This window comes from Seonamhaeicola sp. ML3 (assembly GCF_023273855.1).
GTDB lineage: Bacteria > Bacteroidota > Bacteroidia > Flavobacteriales > Flavobacteriaceae > Seonamhaeicola.
Map to the genome: position 1 here is coordinate 130,409 of NZ_CP096884.1, position 19,220 is coordinate 149,628.

Below are 19,220 nucleotides of genomic sequence, written 5' to 3' on the forward strand. Positions count from 1 at the left end.
TTAAAGATGAAAACATGTATTTCACCGATAAAACGTATGGTATTGAAATTGAAAAACAAATTAACCCATAAAAAAAGCACCTTAAAAAGGTGCTCTTTTACTAACTAACCAACCAAAAATATGAATTACAATTATTAAGTTTAAAGTAACCACTCAATAAACTATATAATAATTGAATGAATATACTTTTTAATAAACAAGCATCGTGCCAAACTAAAAAACACTCCTCGTTTAATTTTATATATCTTGTCATTTAATTCATAAAATACTTTTAATGAGTACTAAACCACTATTTACAGACGACAGCATTGTTTTTGGTCTGTTAATGCTTGCACTCGGTTTTGTTTTTTTTACATCATCAAGTAAAAAAAATTTCTGGAAATCATTTTACAATTACATACCCGCATTACTGATGGCTTATATGCTTCCTGGTGCCCTAACTACTCTGGGAATCATAGCACCAGAATGGACTACTGTTAGTGAATCTGGGGAAACAATAGAACATAAATCCCAGGTGTATTATATAGCCAGTAGGTTTTTATTGCCCGCTGCTTTGGTTCTAATGACTTTAAGTATCAATTTAAAAGCCATATATAACCTTGGGGCAAAAGCACTGGTAATGTTCTTGACTGGAACCATTGGTGTGATTATCGGCGGACCCTTAGCCATTTTGTTAATATCAATAGTTTCTCCAGAAACCGTCGGCGGTATTGGCCCTGATGCTGTTTGGAGAGGATTGGCCACTTTGGCTGGGAGCTGGATTGGAGGAGGTGCCAATCAGGCTGCTATGTTAGAAATCTATCAATATAATACCGATAATTATGCTGGAATGGTCATTGTAGATATCGTTGTTGCCAACATATGGATGGCTATTTTATTACTAGGGATTGGCAAATCAGAAAAAATAGATAAGTGGTTAAAAGCAGACAATACCGCCATTGAAGCTCTTAAAGCAAAAGTATCGTCCTACTCTGCTAAGATTTCAAGAAACCCAACACTTAGCGACCTGATGGTTATATTAGGTATTGCGTTCACCGTTGTAGGTATAGCACATTTTGGAGCTAACTTAATATCCGAGTTATTACTATCTAATTTTGAATTGGTTAGAGACAAGTCATCAGCTATGTCATCATTTGGATCTCAATTCTTTTGGATGATAACAATAGCCACTGCTCTAGGCATTTTGTTATCGTTTACCAAATTCAAACAATACGAAGGTGCCGGGGCAAGTAAAATTGGAAGTGTGTTTATCTATATCCTTGTTGCTAGTATAGGTATGAAAATGGATTTGACTAAAATTGCTGATAACCCAGGTCTAATTTTTGTTGGCCTCGTTTGGATGGCAATTCATGTTGGTTTATTGGTTGTGGTGGCTAAAATCATCAAAGCGCCTTACTTTTTCTTGGCAATTGGAAGTAAAGCGAACATAGGTGGTGCCGCATCTGCTCCAGTAGTAGCTGCAGCTTTTCACCCATCTTTGGCCACTGTTGGCGTTCTGCTTGCGGTATTTGGTTATGTTGTTGGTACTTATGGAGCCATGCTTTGTGCAGAGTTAATGAAAATTGCCGCGGGAGGTTAGCAAATAATTAATTTTTATAAGATATTTGCCAGCAAACAAAAATCTAAATGAAACAAATAGCACTCTTATTTCTTGCATTGTTAATTATTAGCTGTGGTGAGGAAAAGCACGACCTAACGGTTAAAGTAGACGTAGAGGGTCTTAAAAAAGGAACGATTTACCTAAAAAAAATTAACGATACAAGTCTGGTTACTGTAGATTCAGTATCGGTTAATGGAGCGTCTACATTGGTACTTCACAGTAAGCTAGAGTCTCCGGAAATGTATTATCTATACCTAGATAAAAACAGTGATGTAGAAGACCATATATCGTTCTTTGCAGATAAGGGCATTACAGAAATAAAAACCTCTTTGAAATATTTTGCGTTCGAGCCAAAAATTACAGGCAGTGATCAACAAAAGGTTTTTGAGGAATATCTAAAAATCGACTCACGATTTAAAAATGAAAACTTAGAGATTATCAAAGAGTCTTTTGAAGCGCAAAAAATTGGTGACACGGCCAAACTGAACGCCATTCAAAAACATTCTAACAGCTTATTAAAACGCAAATATTTGTATACCGTAAATTTTGCGCTTAATCACAGCGACAGTGAAGTAGCCCCTTATCTTGCTTTAGCCGAAATTTATGATGCAAGACTTAACTTATTAGATACCATAAACAATTCTTTATCTCCAAAAGTAAAAGCATCTAAATATGGTAAAGAATTAGAAGCTTTTATTGCTAAAATTAAAGCAAAGGAATCGCAAAGTGAATAGCGAAAAACATCTTCATAGATATAACAAAAAAGACCTTCCGTAATGGAAGGTCTTTTTTTTGAGCCGATAGAGGGACTCGAACCCACGACCTGCTGATTACAAATCAGCTGCTCTAGCCAGCTGAGCTATATCGGCTTTTAACGGGTGCAAATATAAAATCTAATTTATAATTTGCAACACTCTTGATAAAAATAATTACAACTTATTAATTTTACCTAATAAGGCTTTACCTTTATCTTCCAGCTGGCTACTTATTGATTTGAAATGTGCCTTGGCGTTATCTACATTTCTTTTATTTACTTGAGCTATCAAATCGTCAAAAGTTGCTATAGCTTCGTCTACTATAGCTTCGCTTTTTTCTGCATTTTTATCTAAGTGCTCTAAAGCTTCTCCAATAACATCTCCTAATACATTATTGATATCTTTTTTAAGGTCTCTTTTACTCGCCATTATTAAGGGTTTTTAGTTTAACTAAATATAAATAATTATTTCAACAACAAATTAGTTTCCTGAATAGGTAACAAAGTTTCTTGGTGTTTCGTATAAGGTAATCTCTAAATCTAAATCGGCATCTATTTTGGGTCTCATTTTATTGTAGATAACTACCGATATATTTTCAGCTGTTGGGTTTAAATCTTTAAATTCTGGTACTTCAATATTTAGGTTTTTATGATCAAAAGCCTCTTCTACTTCCTCTTTTATGATTTGCTTTAAAACCTTCATGTCTACAACATAACCTGTTTCCTTATCTATTTCGCCTGTAACGCTTACTATTAGCTCGTAATTATGCCCATGGAAATAAGGATTATTACATTTATCAAAAACCGATTCGTTTTTTTCATCGCTCCAATCTTTTCTATAAAGTCTGTGAGCAGCATTAAAGTGCGCTTTTCTACTTACTGTTACTCTCATTTGCAGTTACGTTTATATGTTCGTAGAATTTATCGAAAATTACCTTAAACCATTCTGTATACAAAGCTGGATTTAAACTTATGTCAAGCTTCACAGCCTCTAAAGGCATCCACTTCCAGCTAGCAACTTCATTAGGGTTGATTATTGGCTCATCATTGTATTTCCCCAATAAAACATGGTCATATTCATGTTCTGTAAGCCCATTATCGAAAGGCGCTTTATACATAAATGAAATAGACTCTTGAAGCTCTGTAACAAACCCCATTTCCTCTTGCAATCTTCTTTTTCCAGCTTGAATATTACTCTCACCATCCCGCTGGTGACTACAACAAGTGTTTGTCCAAAGTCCTGGAGAATGGTATTTATCTAATGCTCTTTGTTGGAGCATTAATTCATTTTTATCATTAAAGACAAAAACCGAAAACGCACGATGTAGTACCGCCTTTTTATGAGCTTCCATTTTAGGCATCAGACCTATTTGCTCATCGTTTTCGTTTACAAGAATTACTTTTTCTTCTTCCATAGCATAACAAAAATACAAACAAAATTATACTTGTTTGCAAAACAAGAACAAATAAAAAAGCACTTAAATCCTTAAGTGCTTTCTAATATTAATAATACGTCTTGAAATTTACATCTTTATAATTATAAACTCAGACCTTCTGTTAAGTTGATGATCTTCTTCTGAACAGCTTACACCGTCCGAACAGTTATTAATCAACTGAGTCTCTCCATAGCCCTTAGCGCTTTCAATTCTGCTCGCTTCAATCCCTTGACTAATAATATAATCTCTAGTAGATTTTGCTCTTCTATCAGATAAATCTAGATTATACTCATGTGTATTTCTAGAATCTGTATGGCTTTCAATCTTAATAACCATATTAGGGTATTGCATCATTAACAAAACAACTTTATTCAACTCAATAGAGGCATCATTACGAATAAATGATTTATCTAAATCGAAATAGATTATACCGATTTTGATTTTTAGTAAACCATCTTCCTCAACAATTAACCTATTTAAAGTCTCTAAACCTAAAGGCACAATGGTCTCACCAGATTCATCTAGTGTTTTTACCAGCTTATCTTTCTCGGTATACCCAGTTTTTGTAGCTATTACTTTGTAAGGCGTTCCACAGTTTAAAGTCTGATTGAATTTGTAAGCGCCATTAAGATCGGTTACAGAACTCGCTAACTCATCGCCTTCTTGTGAAACTAAAGCCATTTTTACATTTGCTATACGCTCACCGGTTAAAGCATTAGACACGTAACCCTTAATTAATTGGTCGCACGATGGTTCCGGTAATCTAACAAAAGAGTAAATATCGTCATCTCCTTTTCCGGTCAATCGGTTTGAACATACAAACCCTCTGTCCTCTGCCTCTTTAATAATAAATCCGAAATCATCCATTTCACTGTTTAAAGGTGCTCCTAAATTTTGTGGCTTAGTAAAGTTTTCATCAATAATTTTACTTTGGTAAACATCCAAACCACCTAGGCCTAAATGTCCATCTGAAGCCAAATACAAAGAGTTATTGGTAATAAAGGGAAACATCTCCCTTCCTGCTGTATTTACGTTTTCTCCCAGATTTCTTGGTTGCGAATAGCCATCTTCTAAAATATCTACCACAAAAATATCGGTTGCACCAATAGATCCGGGCATATCTGAAACAAAGTATAACAACTTACCATCTTCACTCACCGTTGGATGTCCAACAGAATAATCTTCACTATTAAATGGAAGTTCCATCACATTTTGCCATGTTAATGCACCTTCTTCGTCTTTTAAAAGTTCTGCGCTGTATAACTTTAAATGATTGGTGCCTTTATTATCTCTACCTAAATCGCCATTGTAATTATTTCTGGTGAAATATACTTTGGTTTCATCTGGCGAAAAAGCCAATGTAGCCTCGTGATACTTGGTATTCAATGCTTCTGAAAATTCACCTGATTGTCGCAAGTCTGATTCTATTTCGTTAAGGTCTCCAACAAACATATTCAAGAAAGGTTGTTCATTCCAATGATAAACCCTTGTGTGAAATACAGAGGAATCTACCGCCGAAGAAAAAATCAATTGATCTTTGTAATATTGCGCACCAAAATCTGAATACTTGGTATTAACCGACACATTCTTTAAAGTAAATCTCGATTCCAAATCAAGGATATCTTCAACTGTTAATTCTTCTTGACTTAAATGTTTGGCTCTAATGTCTTCCTTTTTTGTTCTTTTAGAAAACTCTTTCATCCAACGCTTGGCATCCTTATGTTTACCAATACCTTGTAACGTATGGGCGTATCTAAAGATATACTCTGATTCAACGCTCGAGTAAAACTCAGAAACCAACTTATCGTACCACTTATAGGCATCCTCCATATCGGTATTAAAGAAGTAGGCATCACCTGTTCTTTGAAGCAATCTTTTATATTCGGCTTCGTCGTAATCACTTTTATTAAGAAAAGTTCTTAGTTCCGTTTCATATAAAACTGCCGCTTCTTTGTACCATAATTTGTCAAATAATTTATCTGCCTTCTTGATTCCGCTTTGAGAGAACCCGAAGCTAGACAAACATAAAACCGTTATAATTAATATTTTTCTCATAGTTATTTATGTTAAAAGAAACGAGGTGATTTTAATTGTTTTTCTTTCGATTTTAATTCGAAACGTATCATAATCTCATGTGTTCCGTTATTAAAATTCTGAAGTTCAGTGGTTGTGTAATCATATGCATAACCAACCATGAGCTGAGGACTTAATTGCAAACCAATCAATCCACTAACAGAGTCATCCCATCGATATGCTACGCCTAATCGTAAAGTTTCATTGAACAAAAAGTTTGCTGAAACATCTGCTATTATAGGTGCTCCAACCACAAACTTCCCTAAGAAAGCTGGTTTGAATTTCACAGTGGGGCTTAAATCAAACACCTTTCCTGCAATTAAGAAATAATGCAATCTTTCGGCTGCAACGGCATCTTGAATTTCATCATAATGCTCATCGGTCAAAAAATTAGGTACAGATAATCCAACATAAGTATCTTCATTGTGCCAATATATTCCGGCTCCTATTGTTGCCAAGAACTTATTGTTTATGTTATTCTGAAAAATTGCTTCAGATTCTTGGTATAAGCCTTTAGTGAAATCAACATTTAGCATTCTTCCACCACCTTTAATTCCGAAGGATAATTTACTATTATCATTTAAGTGTACCGTATATGAGAAATTGGCATCAAAGAAAAACTCATCTGAAGGGCCTACTCTATCGTTTACAATAGAAAATCCTAAACCAACATTTTTCCCAACCGGAGACTCAATACTAAATGTTTGAGTCTCTGGAGCTCCGTCCAGTCCTACCCATTGGGTTCTGTGCAAACCTGTTACGGTTAAGTGTCCCCTAGACCCAGCATAAGCCGAATTTACGGTTAAGGTGTTGAACATATAATCTGTGAACTGAGGGTCTTGCTGTGCATTACCAGTAAACGTTAATAACAGCGCTAACACAAAGGTGCTTATTGACAAGCTTTGCTTGGTGTTTTTATCTATATTTTTATATTTTGAAAACATCTTCTTAATTTTTTTATCCGTTATTACCTTACTAAATATAACCATCCTGCTTTTTGTTTAGAGCCATCTCCTAGGTCCAGTACATAATAGTACGTTCCAACAGGTAGCTTTTCGTTTTTGTTTAGAACAGATCGTCCGTTAGACACTCCATCAAATGTGTTGTCATAACCTTCTTTGGTGTAAACTAGGTTACCCCATCTGTTATAAATCTTTAAAGTATTATTAGGATAATTGTTAATACAATCTATATAGAAGAACTCATTCTTTCCGTTTCCGTTAGGCGAGAACTCGTTATAAATTGTTAAACACTCTGGATCAACAGTAGCTGTATCAGAATCATTACTTCCGTTAGAATCAATTTGATCTAAGAATTGTAATGAAGCTGTGTTTAGATAATCGTTTACATCTAACACCGTTACTGTTATTTCTAATATTTCAGTTAAGCCAGCCCCTATTAAAGGTACTTGCCAAACACTTGTCTCCTCGCTGTAATTTCCTGATGAAACTGTAGCCGATTCAAAACGATACCCTTGAGGCAACACATCTAATATTTCTACAGATGTTGCATCTATGCCTCCTAAGTTCGACGCAGATATTGTAAACGTTATTACATCTAAAATACTTGGGTTAGCATCACTCACTTCTTTTACAATCTCAATATCAACTATTGGTGTATTTATTTGAGCATTGTCTTCATCATCTTCACTTTGGTCACCATTGTCATTATTTGGTGTACTATCTGGATCCCATTGATCTGCTGCAATAATTTCTGCAACGTTAACATATTCACCATCAACTAGTGTTGGCATATTAACCGTTGCCTGATAAGTGATAGTCAAACCTGTTAATGGTACTGTTAAGTTATTCCAGATGATTTCGTCATCATCTATGAATCCACTATTACTAATATTGACAATATTACTGTAACCAACTGGCACAATATCTTCTATGGCAACACCAGTAGCTTCGTTAGCTCCAGCGTTATCAATTTGAAGTGTAAAGGTTATAACTTCTCCAACATTGGCATCGACATTACTAACCGATTTGCTTAAACTTAAATCAGCTGTTTCAGTTAGAATTAAGATACCATCTTCATCATCCTCACTTTGATCACCGTCATCATTGTTTGGTGCAGAATCAGGGTCAAGAACATCACTGCCTGTTATCTGGGCTGTGTTCAGGTATTCATTGGTTGCTCCTGTTGGTGCATTGACCAACACATCAATAAATAATATTTGAGAGCTTCCACTTTGAATGGTTCCGGCATTCCAAACTCCAGTACTTTCATCATATAATCCAGAGGTAGCACTGTATAAAATGAAGTCGAATCCAGAAGGTAAAATATCGGTTACCTCTACACCTGTAGCAGCATCTGGTCCAAAGTTCGTTACCGTTATTTGGAAGGTAATCTCATCACCAACATTAGGTGTAACATCACCATCAACGACCGTTTTTTGTAATGACAAGTCTGCCATGGCCTCAACTGGAGTTACCAATACATTATTTTCATCATCTTCACTTTGGTCTCCATCGTCGTTATTTGGTGACGAATCATTATCCAACACATCGGATGCTGTTACTTGAGCTATATTCAAGTAGTCGCCAGATGTATTTACAAGTACATCAATCAATAGGGTTTCTGTTGCTCCGTTAGCTACAGTTCCTACATTCCATACTCCTGTGTTTTCATTATAAGTTCCTGATGTTGAACTGAACAGTACAAAGTCGAAACCTGATGGTAATAAATCTGTTACTTCAACACCTGTGGCATCTTCAGGACCATCATTAGTAATGGTTAAGATGAATGTGATTTCAGAACCAACTAGAGGGGTTAAATCACCGTCCACAACGTCTTTGGTTAAAGATAAATCTGCAACTGAAGCTATTGGTGTAATGACTTCGTTATCTTCATCATCTTCACTTTGATCACCGTCATCATTGTTTGGTGTAGAATCGTTATCTAAAACATCCGAAGCTGTTACCTGAGCTATATTCACGTAATCTCCGGTTGGATTAACCAACACATCTATCAATAAGGTCTGTGTTTCACCAGCGCTAACAGTTCCAACATTCCATAATCCTGTGTTTTCATTGTAGGTTCCTGCAGTTGAACTGAATAAGATGAAATCAAATCCTGATGGTAGTAAATCTATTATTTCTACTCCCGTGGCATCTTCAGGACCATCATTAGTCACAGTTATTTGGAACGTGATTTCAGTTCCTACTAATGGAGATGTATCTCCATCTACAACTACTTTGTTTAATGAAAGGTCTGCCATTGGAGTTACTGGTGTAACTACTGCATTATCTTCATCATCTTCACTTTGATCACCGTCATCATTATTTGGTGTTGAATCAAGATCCAATATATCTGAGGCCGTTATTTCTGCTACATTCACATAGTCACCTGATGTATTGACAAGAACATCTATTAATAATGTTTCTGTTGCTCCATTAGCTACAGTTCCAACATTCCATACTCCGGTATTTTCATCATAAGAACCTGATGAAGCACTGAATAATATAAAGTCAAATCCTGATGGCAGTAAATCTACAACTTCTACTCCAGTAGCATCTTCAGGACCATCATTTGTTACCGAAATTTGGAATGTAATTTCAGTTCCCATTAATGGAGACGTATCTCCATCAACAACTATTTTGTCTAATGAAAGGTCAGCTGTTGGAGTTACCGGTGTAACTACTGCATTATCTTCATCATCTTCACTTTGATCGCCGTCATCATTGTTTGGTGTAGAATCTATATCTAAAATATCGGAAGCAATAACCTCTGTTACGTTTACGTAATCTCCGGTTGGATTTACAAGGACATCAATCAATAGAGTTTCTGTAGATCCGTTCATAACCGTTCCGACATTCCATACTCCTGTATTTTCGTCATAAGTTCCAGATGATGCACTAAATAATATAAAGTCGTATCCTGATGGTAATAAATCAACTACCTCTACGCCTGTAGCATCCTGCGGACCGTCATTAGTCAATGAAATTTGGAATGTAATCTCAGTTCCCACTAATGGAGACGTATCTCCATCTACTACTATTTTATCAATTGAAAGATCCGCAATAGGAGTTACCGGTGTAACTACTGCATTATCTTCATCATCTTCACTTTGATCTCCGTCATCATTGTTTGGTGTAGAATCTATATCATATACATCTGATGCCGTAACTTCAGCAATATTTAAATAATCACCTGTTGCATTTACTAAAACATCAATTAATAAAGATTCATACTCCCCTGCTCTTACACTTCCTATATTCCAAACACCTGTATTCTCATCATATAATCCGGCTGTTGAACTGTATAATATAAAGTCATATCCTGATGGTAATAAGTCTACTACTTCTACTCCAGTAGCATCTTGTGGTCCATCATTAAACACTCTAATCTCAAATGTAATTTCAGAACCTATTAACGGTGTCAAGTCACCATCAACGACAAATTTAGTCAATGATAAATCTGCTTGTGCTGGAACGATAGTGAGTTCGTCCTCGTCATCGTCGTCACCGTTCGTGTCACCGTCCTCGTCAACGGTCTCGTCCGTGGTCGGGTCACTGTCAGGATCGTACTGGTCGCTCGCGGTTATCTGGGCTACGTTCGTGTACTCCCCGCTGGCCCCCGTAGGTGCGTTTACCGTTGCCTCGTATGTCAATACCACCGTACCGTTATTTGCAGCTACCGTCAATCCTGTCCACGTTGCCGTGTTCCCTGATTGAGAACCGCCGTCGTTTACTGATGTTAACGTATAACCTACCGGTAAAATATCCTCTACCGATACACCCGTAGCTACGTCAGGTCCGGCGTTGGTCACCGTCAAGGTGAAGGTTACCGTATCACCTACATTGGGAAGGTTATCGTTTATCGTTTTTACTATACTTAAATCCGATTGCTGTGGCACTACTGCCGCAGTCGCCTCATCGTCGTCAGAGATACCGTCGCCCATATCGTCTGCCGATTCATCGGTCGATGGATCGCTATCGGTATCGTACTGGTCGGCCACGGTTATCCTTACTCGGTTAACGTACTCGTTTGCAGCTCCAGTAGGGGCATCCACGGTAGTATCGAAGGTCAGGGTCACCGTATCCGTACCCAACGGTACGCTAAGGCCCGTCCAGTCGATAACGTTGCCCGTTGCTACACCAGAGTTGCTGATGTTGGCTATCGCACTGTATCCAACAGGCAATACATCCTGTACTGATACTCCTGTCGCCGCTACGTCGCCGGCATTGCTTATCGTGATGGTGAACGTCACTGTGTCCCCTACGTTAGGGGTAGCATCGCTCACGGTCTTGTTTATGGATAGATCCGAGGTCTGAGGGGTCACCGTGAAGCTGTCCTCCTCGTCCTCACTCTGGTCGCCGTCGTCGTTATCAGGATCACTGTCTGGGTCGTATTGGTCGGCAGCAGACACTTCAGCGATATTGGTATACTCACCGATCGCTCCAGTCGGTGCACCCACCGTTACCTGGTAGCTCAACGTAATGCTCGCTCCGTTGGCGATGCTCAATCCCGTCCAGTCTATCTGGTTCCCCGTTGCAGAACCACCGTTGTCTATGCTCGTTATTCCGCTGTAGCCCACAGGAACAATATCCGTTACCGATACGCCTGTGGCACTATCCGGGCCGTTGTTGGTCACTACGATTTCGAAGGTAACCGTATCGCCCACGTTAGGAGTGGCACTGCTTCCTGAGCTGATGCCCTTGGCCAGCTCTAAGTCCGCTTGTTCCGGTGTTACCGTCTCGTCGTCCTCGTCGTCCTCGCTCTGGTCGCCGTCGTCATTGTTTGGCGTACTGTCCGTATCGTATTGGTCGCTTCCTGTAATCTCCGCTGTATTATTGTATTCACCAGTAGTTCCCGTTGGGGCATTTACCGTTACCTGGTAGCTTACCGCCAATCCTGTCAACGGTACGTTCAATCCGTCCCATGTGATGGTCGTATCCCCGGCATTGTAAACACCGCCGTTGTCTATCGAACCACCTACCAAGGTATACCCCACTGGCAGTACATCGTCAAGGCTTACACCCGTGGCAACAGATGCCCCAGCGTTGCTGATAGCGATATTGAACGTTATCACATCACCTACGTTCGGCGTAGTGTCGCTTACCGTTTTATCTATTGAAAGATCGGATGTCTGTGGCACAACCGTGAAGTTGTCCTCGTCGTCCTCGCTCTGGTCGCCGTCGTCGTTGTTTGGCGTACTGTCCGTATCGTATTGGTCAGCAGCTGTTACTTCTGCTACGTTCCCATATTCTCCCGCTGCTCCGGTAGGTGCGTTAACGGTCGCCTGATAGGTCACCGTTATGCTTCCCGCTGCAGGTACGAACAAGCCTGTCCAAGTTGCCGTGTTACCGGCCCCTGTTCCCGCATCGTTCACCGTACCCAAGGTATAGCCTATAGGCAATACATCCTCTACCGATACGTTGGTAGCATCCTGAGGCCCTGCGTTGCTGATTACCAGCTCGAAGGTCAGTACGTCGCCTACGTTAGGCGTTGCACTCCCAGATGACAGGCTTTTTGCCAAGGACAGGTCTATCTGTGCAGGCGCAATGGTCAAGCTGTCCTCGTCATCGTCGTCTCCGTCCGTGTCGCCGTCCTCGTCAACGGTCTCGTCCGTGGCCGGGTCACTGTCAGGGTCGTACTGGTCGCTCGCGGTTATCTGTGCTACGTTGGTGTACTCGCCCGCTGCTCCAGTTGGAGCGTTCACAGTGGCCTCGTACGTCAATACCACTGTACCGTTATTTGCAGCTACCGTAAGACCAGTCCACGTTGCCGTGTTGCCCGATTGGGAACCGCCGTCGTTTACTGATGTTAACGTATAACCTACCGGTAAAATATCCTCTACCGATACACCCGTAGCAACGTCAGGTCCGGCGTTGGTCACCGTCAAGGTGAACGTTACCGTATCCCCTACATTGGGAAGGTTATCGTTTATCGTTTTTACTATACTTAAATCCGATTGCTGTGGCACTACTACCGCAGTCGCCTCATCGTCGTCCGCGATGCCGTCGCCCATATCGTCTGCCGATTCATCGGTCGATGGGTCGCTATCGGTATCGTACTGGTCGGCCGCTGTTATCCTTACTCGGTTAACGTACTCGTTTGTAGCTCCAGTAGGGGCATCCACGGTAGCATCGAAGGTCAGGGTCACCGTATCCGTACCCAACGGTACGCTAAGGCCCGTCCAGTCGATAACGTTGCTCGTTGCTACACCAGAGTTGCTGATGTTGGCTATAGCACTGTATCCAACAGGAAGCACGTCCTGTACCGATATGTTGGTTGCCGCTACGTCACCGGAATTGCTTATCGTGATGGTGAACGTTACCACATCGCCTACGTTAGGCGTAGCGTCGCTCACTGTCTTGTTTATGGATAGATCTGAAATTTGTGGTACAACTGTATAACTATCCTCATCATCTTCGCTTTGAGTACCATCATCATTATTTGGTATGCTATCAGGGTCGAATTGATCTGCTTCGGTTACCTCCGCAAAATTCCTGTATTCATCTAGTATACCAATAGGAGCTTCAATTGTAACCTGATAACTGAGTGTAATACTGGTTCCATTTGCAATATTTAAACCTGTCCAATCTATTTGATTATCTGTTACAACACCGCCATTTGTAACATTAGTAATTGAGCTAAAACCCGGTGGATTTAAATCTATTACTGCAACGCCAGTAGCATCATCAGGACCAGTATTAGTAACAATTATCTCAAAAGTCACCGTATCTCCTATATTTGGAGTCGCACTGCTCCCTGAACTTATTGTTTTTGTTAATTCTAAGTCAGCTTGCTCAATTGTAAATGTGGCATCATCTTCGTCATCTTCACTTTGATCGCCATCGTCATTATCAGGTGTACTGTCTGGGTCAGGTAAATCACTATTTGTAATTTGAGCAATATTAGTATAATCTCCTGAGCCATTGATTATCACATTGTAAGTTAATGTTCTAGAAAGTCCGTTGTTAAGAGATAAGTCACTCCATACTATTGAATTGTTTCCAATAATGTAAACTCCTCCATTTGAAATTGTTCCCGGCACTATATCATAACCTGAGGGTAAGAGGTCTTCAATATCTATTCCTGTAGCATCACCAGGTCCAAAGTTTTCTAATAAAATTGAAAAGGTTACTATATCTCCGACTGCTCCTGAAACAGGGGCGGCCGTTTTTGTTAATTGAAGGTCTGCTGTTTCCAAAGTTACCGAAGCGTCATCTTCATCATCTTCACTTTGATCACCATCATCATTACCAGGTGTACTATCTGGATCAGCTTGATCTGAAGTTGCTATTTCAGCTATGTTATTATATTCTCCAGTGGCTCCGGTTGGCGCATTTACAGTTGTTGTAATATTAATCGTAGCTGGTGTTGATGTGGTTACAGAACCAATGTTCCAAACTCCTGTACTAGAATTATAATTTCCGCCGGAATTATCACTTTGATAAGTAAAGCCAATTGGTAATTCATCCTGAACGGTAACATTTGTTGCAGTATCTGTTCCTGAATTCGTAACAGTAATGGTGAATATAACCGTGTCTCCTACACTAACATTTGAAGCAGAAGCTACTTTTTGAAGCGATAAATCTGATGACTGGATAGTCACAGACGCATTGTCCTCATCATCTTCACTTTGATCTCCATCATCATTATCTGGTGTACTATCTGGGTCTAGACTATCGCTTGCAGTTATCTCTGCTAGATTTGTATATGCTCCGCTACCATTTACTGTGGCATTAAATGTTAAATCTAAAGTATCTCCACTATCAATATTTAAATTGGTCCATGTAATGGTTTGAGTAGCCACTTCAAAAGACCCTCCGTTAGATACCGTACCTGGTACTAAGGAATAGCCTAGAGGCAATACATCTTCAACACTAATGCCGATAGCATCTGAATTAGGCAAAACACTATCATTGTTTAAAATAGAAATAGTAAACGTTACAATATCCCCAACATTTACAGAAGATGGAGCAACTGTTTTTGATAATTCCAAATCTGAAATTGGGGTTATAGTTAGTGTCATTGTATCACTTGCTTCGCTACAAGTTCCATTACTAACAGCCCATTCAAAAACATAGGTACCAACTGCCGTGCCCGTAACTTGAGTACCTGGATCATTAGCATCTGCAAATCCAACCGTAGTTGGTCCCGAAACTTGACTCCAAGTTCCTATTCCTGTAGAAGCTGGAGTTGCACCTAAGAAAACTGGAGTTAATTCTTGTAAGGTTTGATTTGGCCCTGCTTCAGCTGAAACAGGATCGGCAAAAATAACTATCTGCATTGAATCAGCTGATGAACAGCCTCCATTTTCAGCCGTCCATGTAAATTCATAAGTTCCCTGACTTAAACCTAAAACGAATGTATTAGGGTCATTTGGTGAATCTATAAGTGCTGGATTCCCTGCGGTTTGTGTCCATGTTCCAGTTCCTACTGTTACTGGAGTAGCATCTAAACTAGTTAAATTAGCGGAACAAAACTCTTGATCTGGCCCAGCATCTGCAGTAGATGGTGGGGTATCAGTAAAGGTGATTGTAACTGTATCAGATTGAGGAGCACATAGTGATGGACTTTGAAATGGATCTGATGGACTAGGAGGGTCTGATGGTGGAGGGTTGTTGGAAACCGTCCACTCAAGAACATATGTACCAACTTCAATATTAGTCATTCCTGTTATAGGATTATTTGGAAAGTCTATTGTTGTTGAATGTCCGGAAGGCCCGCTAATGATTGACCACGCTCCAATACCAGAAGTTGGTGCCGTAGCAGATGTTAAAAAATCTGTTTGACATGCATTGGTTTGATTAGGTCCCGCCTCAACTGGGTCTGGGACATTATACACTTCAACTCTAACAAAATCCGATTTATCGACACAGAAATTAGAATCAAAGTTTAATTCAAAGATATAAAGCCCTTCCTGTAGGCCACTAACATTTGTAGTAGCACTGTTATTAGGAGTATCTATAGTAACAGGACCTGAACCTGATGGTTGAGAAATTAGTCGCCATTCTGAAGTTACATCCCCAGGAATTGTGGGGACTTGAGGCGCTGGAGGGTCAGGTAAATTACCCGTTGTTAATGTTGCTGTTGTTGTAGAGCCTAGTCCTCCTCCAGTACAAACTACTTGGTCTTGACCTGCATCTGGATTTTGACTTGGACCGTTACTGACTGTTACAGCTACATCTTGTGGTGTATTGGAACACCCTACATAATCTGTTGTATACCTGAACACATAACTATTTCCGGGTACAACAGTAGCATTTGCAGTATTACTGTTACTTGGTGATTGCGTTGGTGTATGCGTAACTATTTCAGCTGGTGTTGGTGCGCCCCCATTAACAGAGAGAACACTCCATGTTCCTGTAGTACCTGTTGTGGCCTCCAAGAACACACTATTCACCTCACATAGGTCTTGATCTGAACCTGCCGAAGTAGCTGGAGCAAATACATCAACAGTAATCTCATCTGTAGAATCGGTACATAACGGAGAATCGCTAAATACAGTCCATCTGAAGACATAACTACCAGTATATAATCCTGTTATATTGGTTGTTTCGCTATTAGGTGAAGCTATTGTTGGTGTATTGGGACCTGAAACTACAGTCCATACGCCCGTACCAGTAGAAATTGGTGTCGCCGATATTATTGTATTATCTGCACACACTGTTCGATTTCCACCTATTATACTTGCTGCAGAAGCCGGTAAACCAACCTCAATAGTAACTGTGTCGGCAGCATTTGCACTTGTACAATTACCATAAGTAATTACCCATTCAAAAACATAGGTTCCATCTAATAAATTAGTGAATTCTGCTGTTGGACTATTAATATCATCAACTGTAAAACCAGTTAATCCAGATACTAGACTCCAAGTTCCAACACCACCAAAAGGCGTTGGGTCATCAGCATTCATTGTGAATGACAATCCAACTGGGTCTAGACATAATGTTTGATCTGGCCCTGCATCAATGGCAGCAGTAGTATCTGAAATAACCACTTCAACTTGATCTGAAGTTGAAGGACACGTATTTGTTGTTGGTGGCGTATACCCTATTTCCCACTGAAATACATATTGACCATTTACTAAACCGGTTACACCAGAAGTTGGGTCATTTAGGTCTCCAAAAGCTACCGAAGATGGACCCGATATTTGTGTCCATGTTCCTGTTTCATCTGTATCAGGTGTGTTAGCACTTAAATTTGTAATACTATTTGTGCCAGAAGACAGACAAATATCAGCTCCAGCATCTGCTATAGTTGGTGAATCTTCACTTCCTGTATCAATAGTAACCGTATCGGAAGCAGGCAAGGCACAATCTAGTTCTCCTGGTCTTTCATCTAATGTCCATGTTAATGTGTAGCTGGTATTAGCCGTTGTAAAACCATAAGCTATTGCATTTGGGTCATTAACATCTGAGAATGTTATACCCGGATCTGCTGAAGACCAAACTCCTATTTGATTATCTCGAGGAGTATCTGCATTCAACTGAACTGGAGCACTAATACAAACCGATTGGTTTACTCCTGCTTCAACTGGTAAATTACTTAAAGGCCCTACTCTAATCTCTACGTTATCTTCCTGTACATCACAGCCATTACCTGCAAAAACCGTATAAGTAAAATTATAAGTACCAGGCAACAAACCTATTAGCGCTGGCTCTTGAGCAAACCTATCGCTTATTACAGCATTTGTCATTCCTGACGGCCCGCTAATTAAAGACCATATTGAACTTTCACCTAATTGAATAGCACTTCCTGCTAAATTTCCATCGGTCTGACCACAAATAAAATCTTGATCGGTACCTGCATTAGCACCAACAGCCTCTGTTGACACATAAATATTAATTGTACTGTTGGCTGCATCACAACCTCCAACAAGTAAATTCCCTGTTCTTCTTCTTCTAAAATTAACGGTGTAGACTCCGGCTACATCAAAATTAATTGTAGCTGTTCCATTATTAGAACCCCCTAAACTAACATAACCTGTTGGAAAACTTATAGAAGAAGCACTTGGGCCACTTACTATACTATAATCCGTTCTATTACCACTTGAGGAAGTATATGGAATATTAAAAGTTAAATCGCCACAAGCTCCAGTAATATCGTTTCCTCCATTTGCGGTTATACTTACGGGATCTGAATTATAACTTAAATTTACAGTTGCACTAGTATCACAACCGGTGTTGGTATTAGTTATCGTATATCTAAACGAATATGAATTGGGTGCGGTTAAACCTGTAACCCTAGTTGTGCTGCTCGTAGGATCTTCTATGGTAATTGTAGCCGTAGGACCTGAAATTTGGGTCCATTCAACAGTTTCGTTAGTAAAATCTGGTAAAGACCCTACTAATGTAGTTTCTGTAATTGAAGCATCACAAAATCTTTGATTATTATCTGAAATAGATGCATTAGACACATCTTGTGTAGCAGCCGGAACGGTAATCGTTACGGTATCTGAACCAGACGCACATGGCCCAACTACATCCCATCTAAATTCATAAACTCCCTCAAATAAATCGGAAACTGATGTTGTGTTACTATTCGAGTTATTAATGGTTGGAGTTGTCGGCCCCGATACAAATGACCAAGTACCTATTTGTCCTCCTCCACCATTTCCTGCAAATGATGCATTCAAACTAGTGCTTTGCGAAACGGTATAACAGTTAGACAACGTCTGATCAGAACCAGCCTCTACAGGACTCTGACCACCATAATTAGTAACCGTAATTTCATCGAATGAGGAACAACCATTTCCGGAAATAGTCCAACGTAATGTTGTACTACCTGCTGAGGTCTCAGACAAATTTATTGTTGAAGTGGCCGAATTTGGTTGATTAATAGTAACTCCTGCATTATTACCTCCCTCTATGGTCCATACGCCAGTTTCTCCAGGATTTAAAGGAGAGTTACCGGTAATATTCAAAGACCCCGAACTATCGGGACAAGAATCTAAACCAGTACCAGCATCTGCAATAGTGATAGGGTTTACAGTTACACTAACCGTTTGAGATGGTGTATCTCCATTAAAACACTCGGCCGAAAGTTCAAAAATGTAAACGTTTCCAGCAATAGCTCCAGTAATAATGGGATCTTCGTCAGACGGATCGCTTATTATTACTGTTGGTCCACTTACCTGTCTCCAGGTTGGTCCAGCAGCATAAGTATCTGGAGTAGTACCATCTAGTTGAAACGTTTCATTAACACAAATTGTTTGGTCTAACCCTGCATTGATTGTACACGATTGTGCCTGTAAAGAACTGTGACCAAATAAAAAAACAACGAATAGCAAGAGCGTAAACTTAACACACTTAGCTACTTTGAATTGGAAGTAATTGTCCATTTAGAGTAAGTTATTATTAGATTAATTACAATCAAAAAGTAAAAGCTTTGGTAAAAG

The 19,220-nt window shown here is 39.6% G+C and carries 8 protein-coding genes and 1 tRNA gene; 2 read left to right on the top strand and 7 right to left on the bottom strand.

The genetic code is table 11. The features are described 5' to 3' along the window. The first annotated feature begins 274 nt into the window (after positions 1-274). Together M0214_RS00625 and M0214_RS00630 are read left to right on the top strand one after the other, a co-directional pair. Positions 275-1,579 (top strand): DUF819 domain-containing protein, encoded by a 1,305-nt coding sequence (locus M0214_RS00625; RefSeq protein WP_248723548.1) that lies wholly within the window; start codon positions 275-277, stop codon positions 1,577-1,579. 47 nt (positions 1,580-1,626) lie between these two features. Further along, positions 1,627-2,334 (top strand): DUF4369 domain-containing protein, encoded by a 708-nt coding sequence (locus tag M0214_RS00630; RefSeq protein WP_248723549.1) that lies wholly within the window; start codon positions 1,627-1,629, stop codon positions 2,332-2,334. Between the two features lie 61 nt (positions 2,335-2,395). On the opposite strand, the gene M0214_RS00635 is transcribed toward M0214_RS00630, so the two are convergent. The 7 genes from M0214_RS00635 to M0214_RS00665 all read right to left on the bottom strand — a co-directional run bounded on the left by M0214_RS00635 (position 2,396) and on the right by M0214_RS00665 (position 19,163). Continuing rightward, positions 2,396-2,469 (bottom strand) — tRNA-Thr (locus M0214_RS00635). Positions 2,470-2,529: 60 nt separating this feature from the next. Then, complete coding sequence (locus tag M0214_RS00640) at positions 2,530-2,784, bottom strand: hypothetical protein (RefSeq protein WP_248723550.1); 255 nt, start codon at positions 2,782-2,784, stop codon at positions 2,530-2,532. Positions 2,785-2,835: 51 nt separating this feature from the next. Further along, complete coding sequence (locus M0214_RS00645; RefSeq protein WP_248723551.1) at positions 2,836-3,246, bottom strand: 6-carboxytetrahydropterin synthase; 411 nt, start codon at positions 3,244-3,246, stop codon at positions 2,836-2,838. Further along, a complete protein-coding gene (idi, locus tag M0214_RS00650; protein ID WP_248723552.1) occupies positions 3,227-3,769 on the bottom strand; it encodes an isopentenyl-diphosphate Delta-isomerase in 543 nt (180 codons plus the stop codon). The genes M0214_RS00645 and idi overlap by 20 nt, the downstream gene beginning before the upstream one ends. A 108-nt stretch (positions 3,770-3,877) precedes the next feature. Beyond that, a complete protein-coding gene (locus tag M0214_RS00655) occupies positions 3,878-5,845 on the bottom strand; it encodes an OmpA family protein (protein ID WP_248723553.1) in 1,968 nt (655 codons plus the stop codon). 11 nt (positions 5,846-5,856) lie between these two features. Next, positions 5,857-6,807, bottom strand: coding sequence for a type IX secretion system membrane protein PorP/SprF (locus M0214_RS00660; protein ID WP_248723554.1), 951 nt, complete (start codon positions 6,805-6,807; stop codon positions 5,857-5,859). A gap of 23 nt (positions 6,808-6,830) precedes the next feature. After that, positions 6,831-19,163 (bottom strand): gliding motility-associated C-terminal domain-containing protein, encoded by a 12,333-nt coding sequence (locus tag M0214_RS00665; protein WP_248723555.1) that lies wholly within the window; start codon positions 19,161-19,163, stop codon positions 6,831-6,833. Positions 19,164-19,220: the final 57 nt, after the last annotated feature.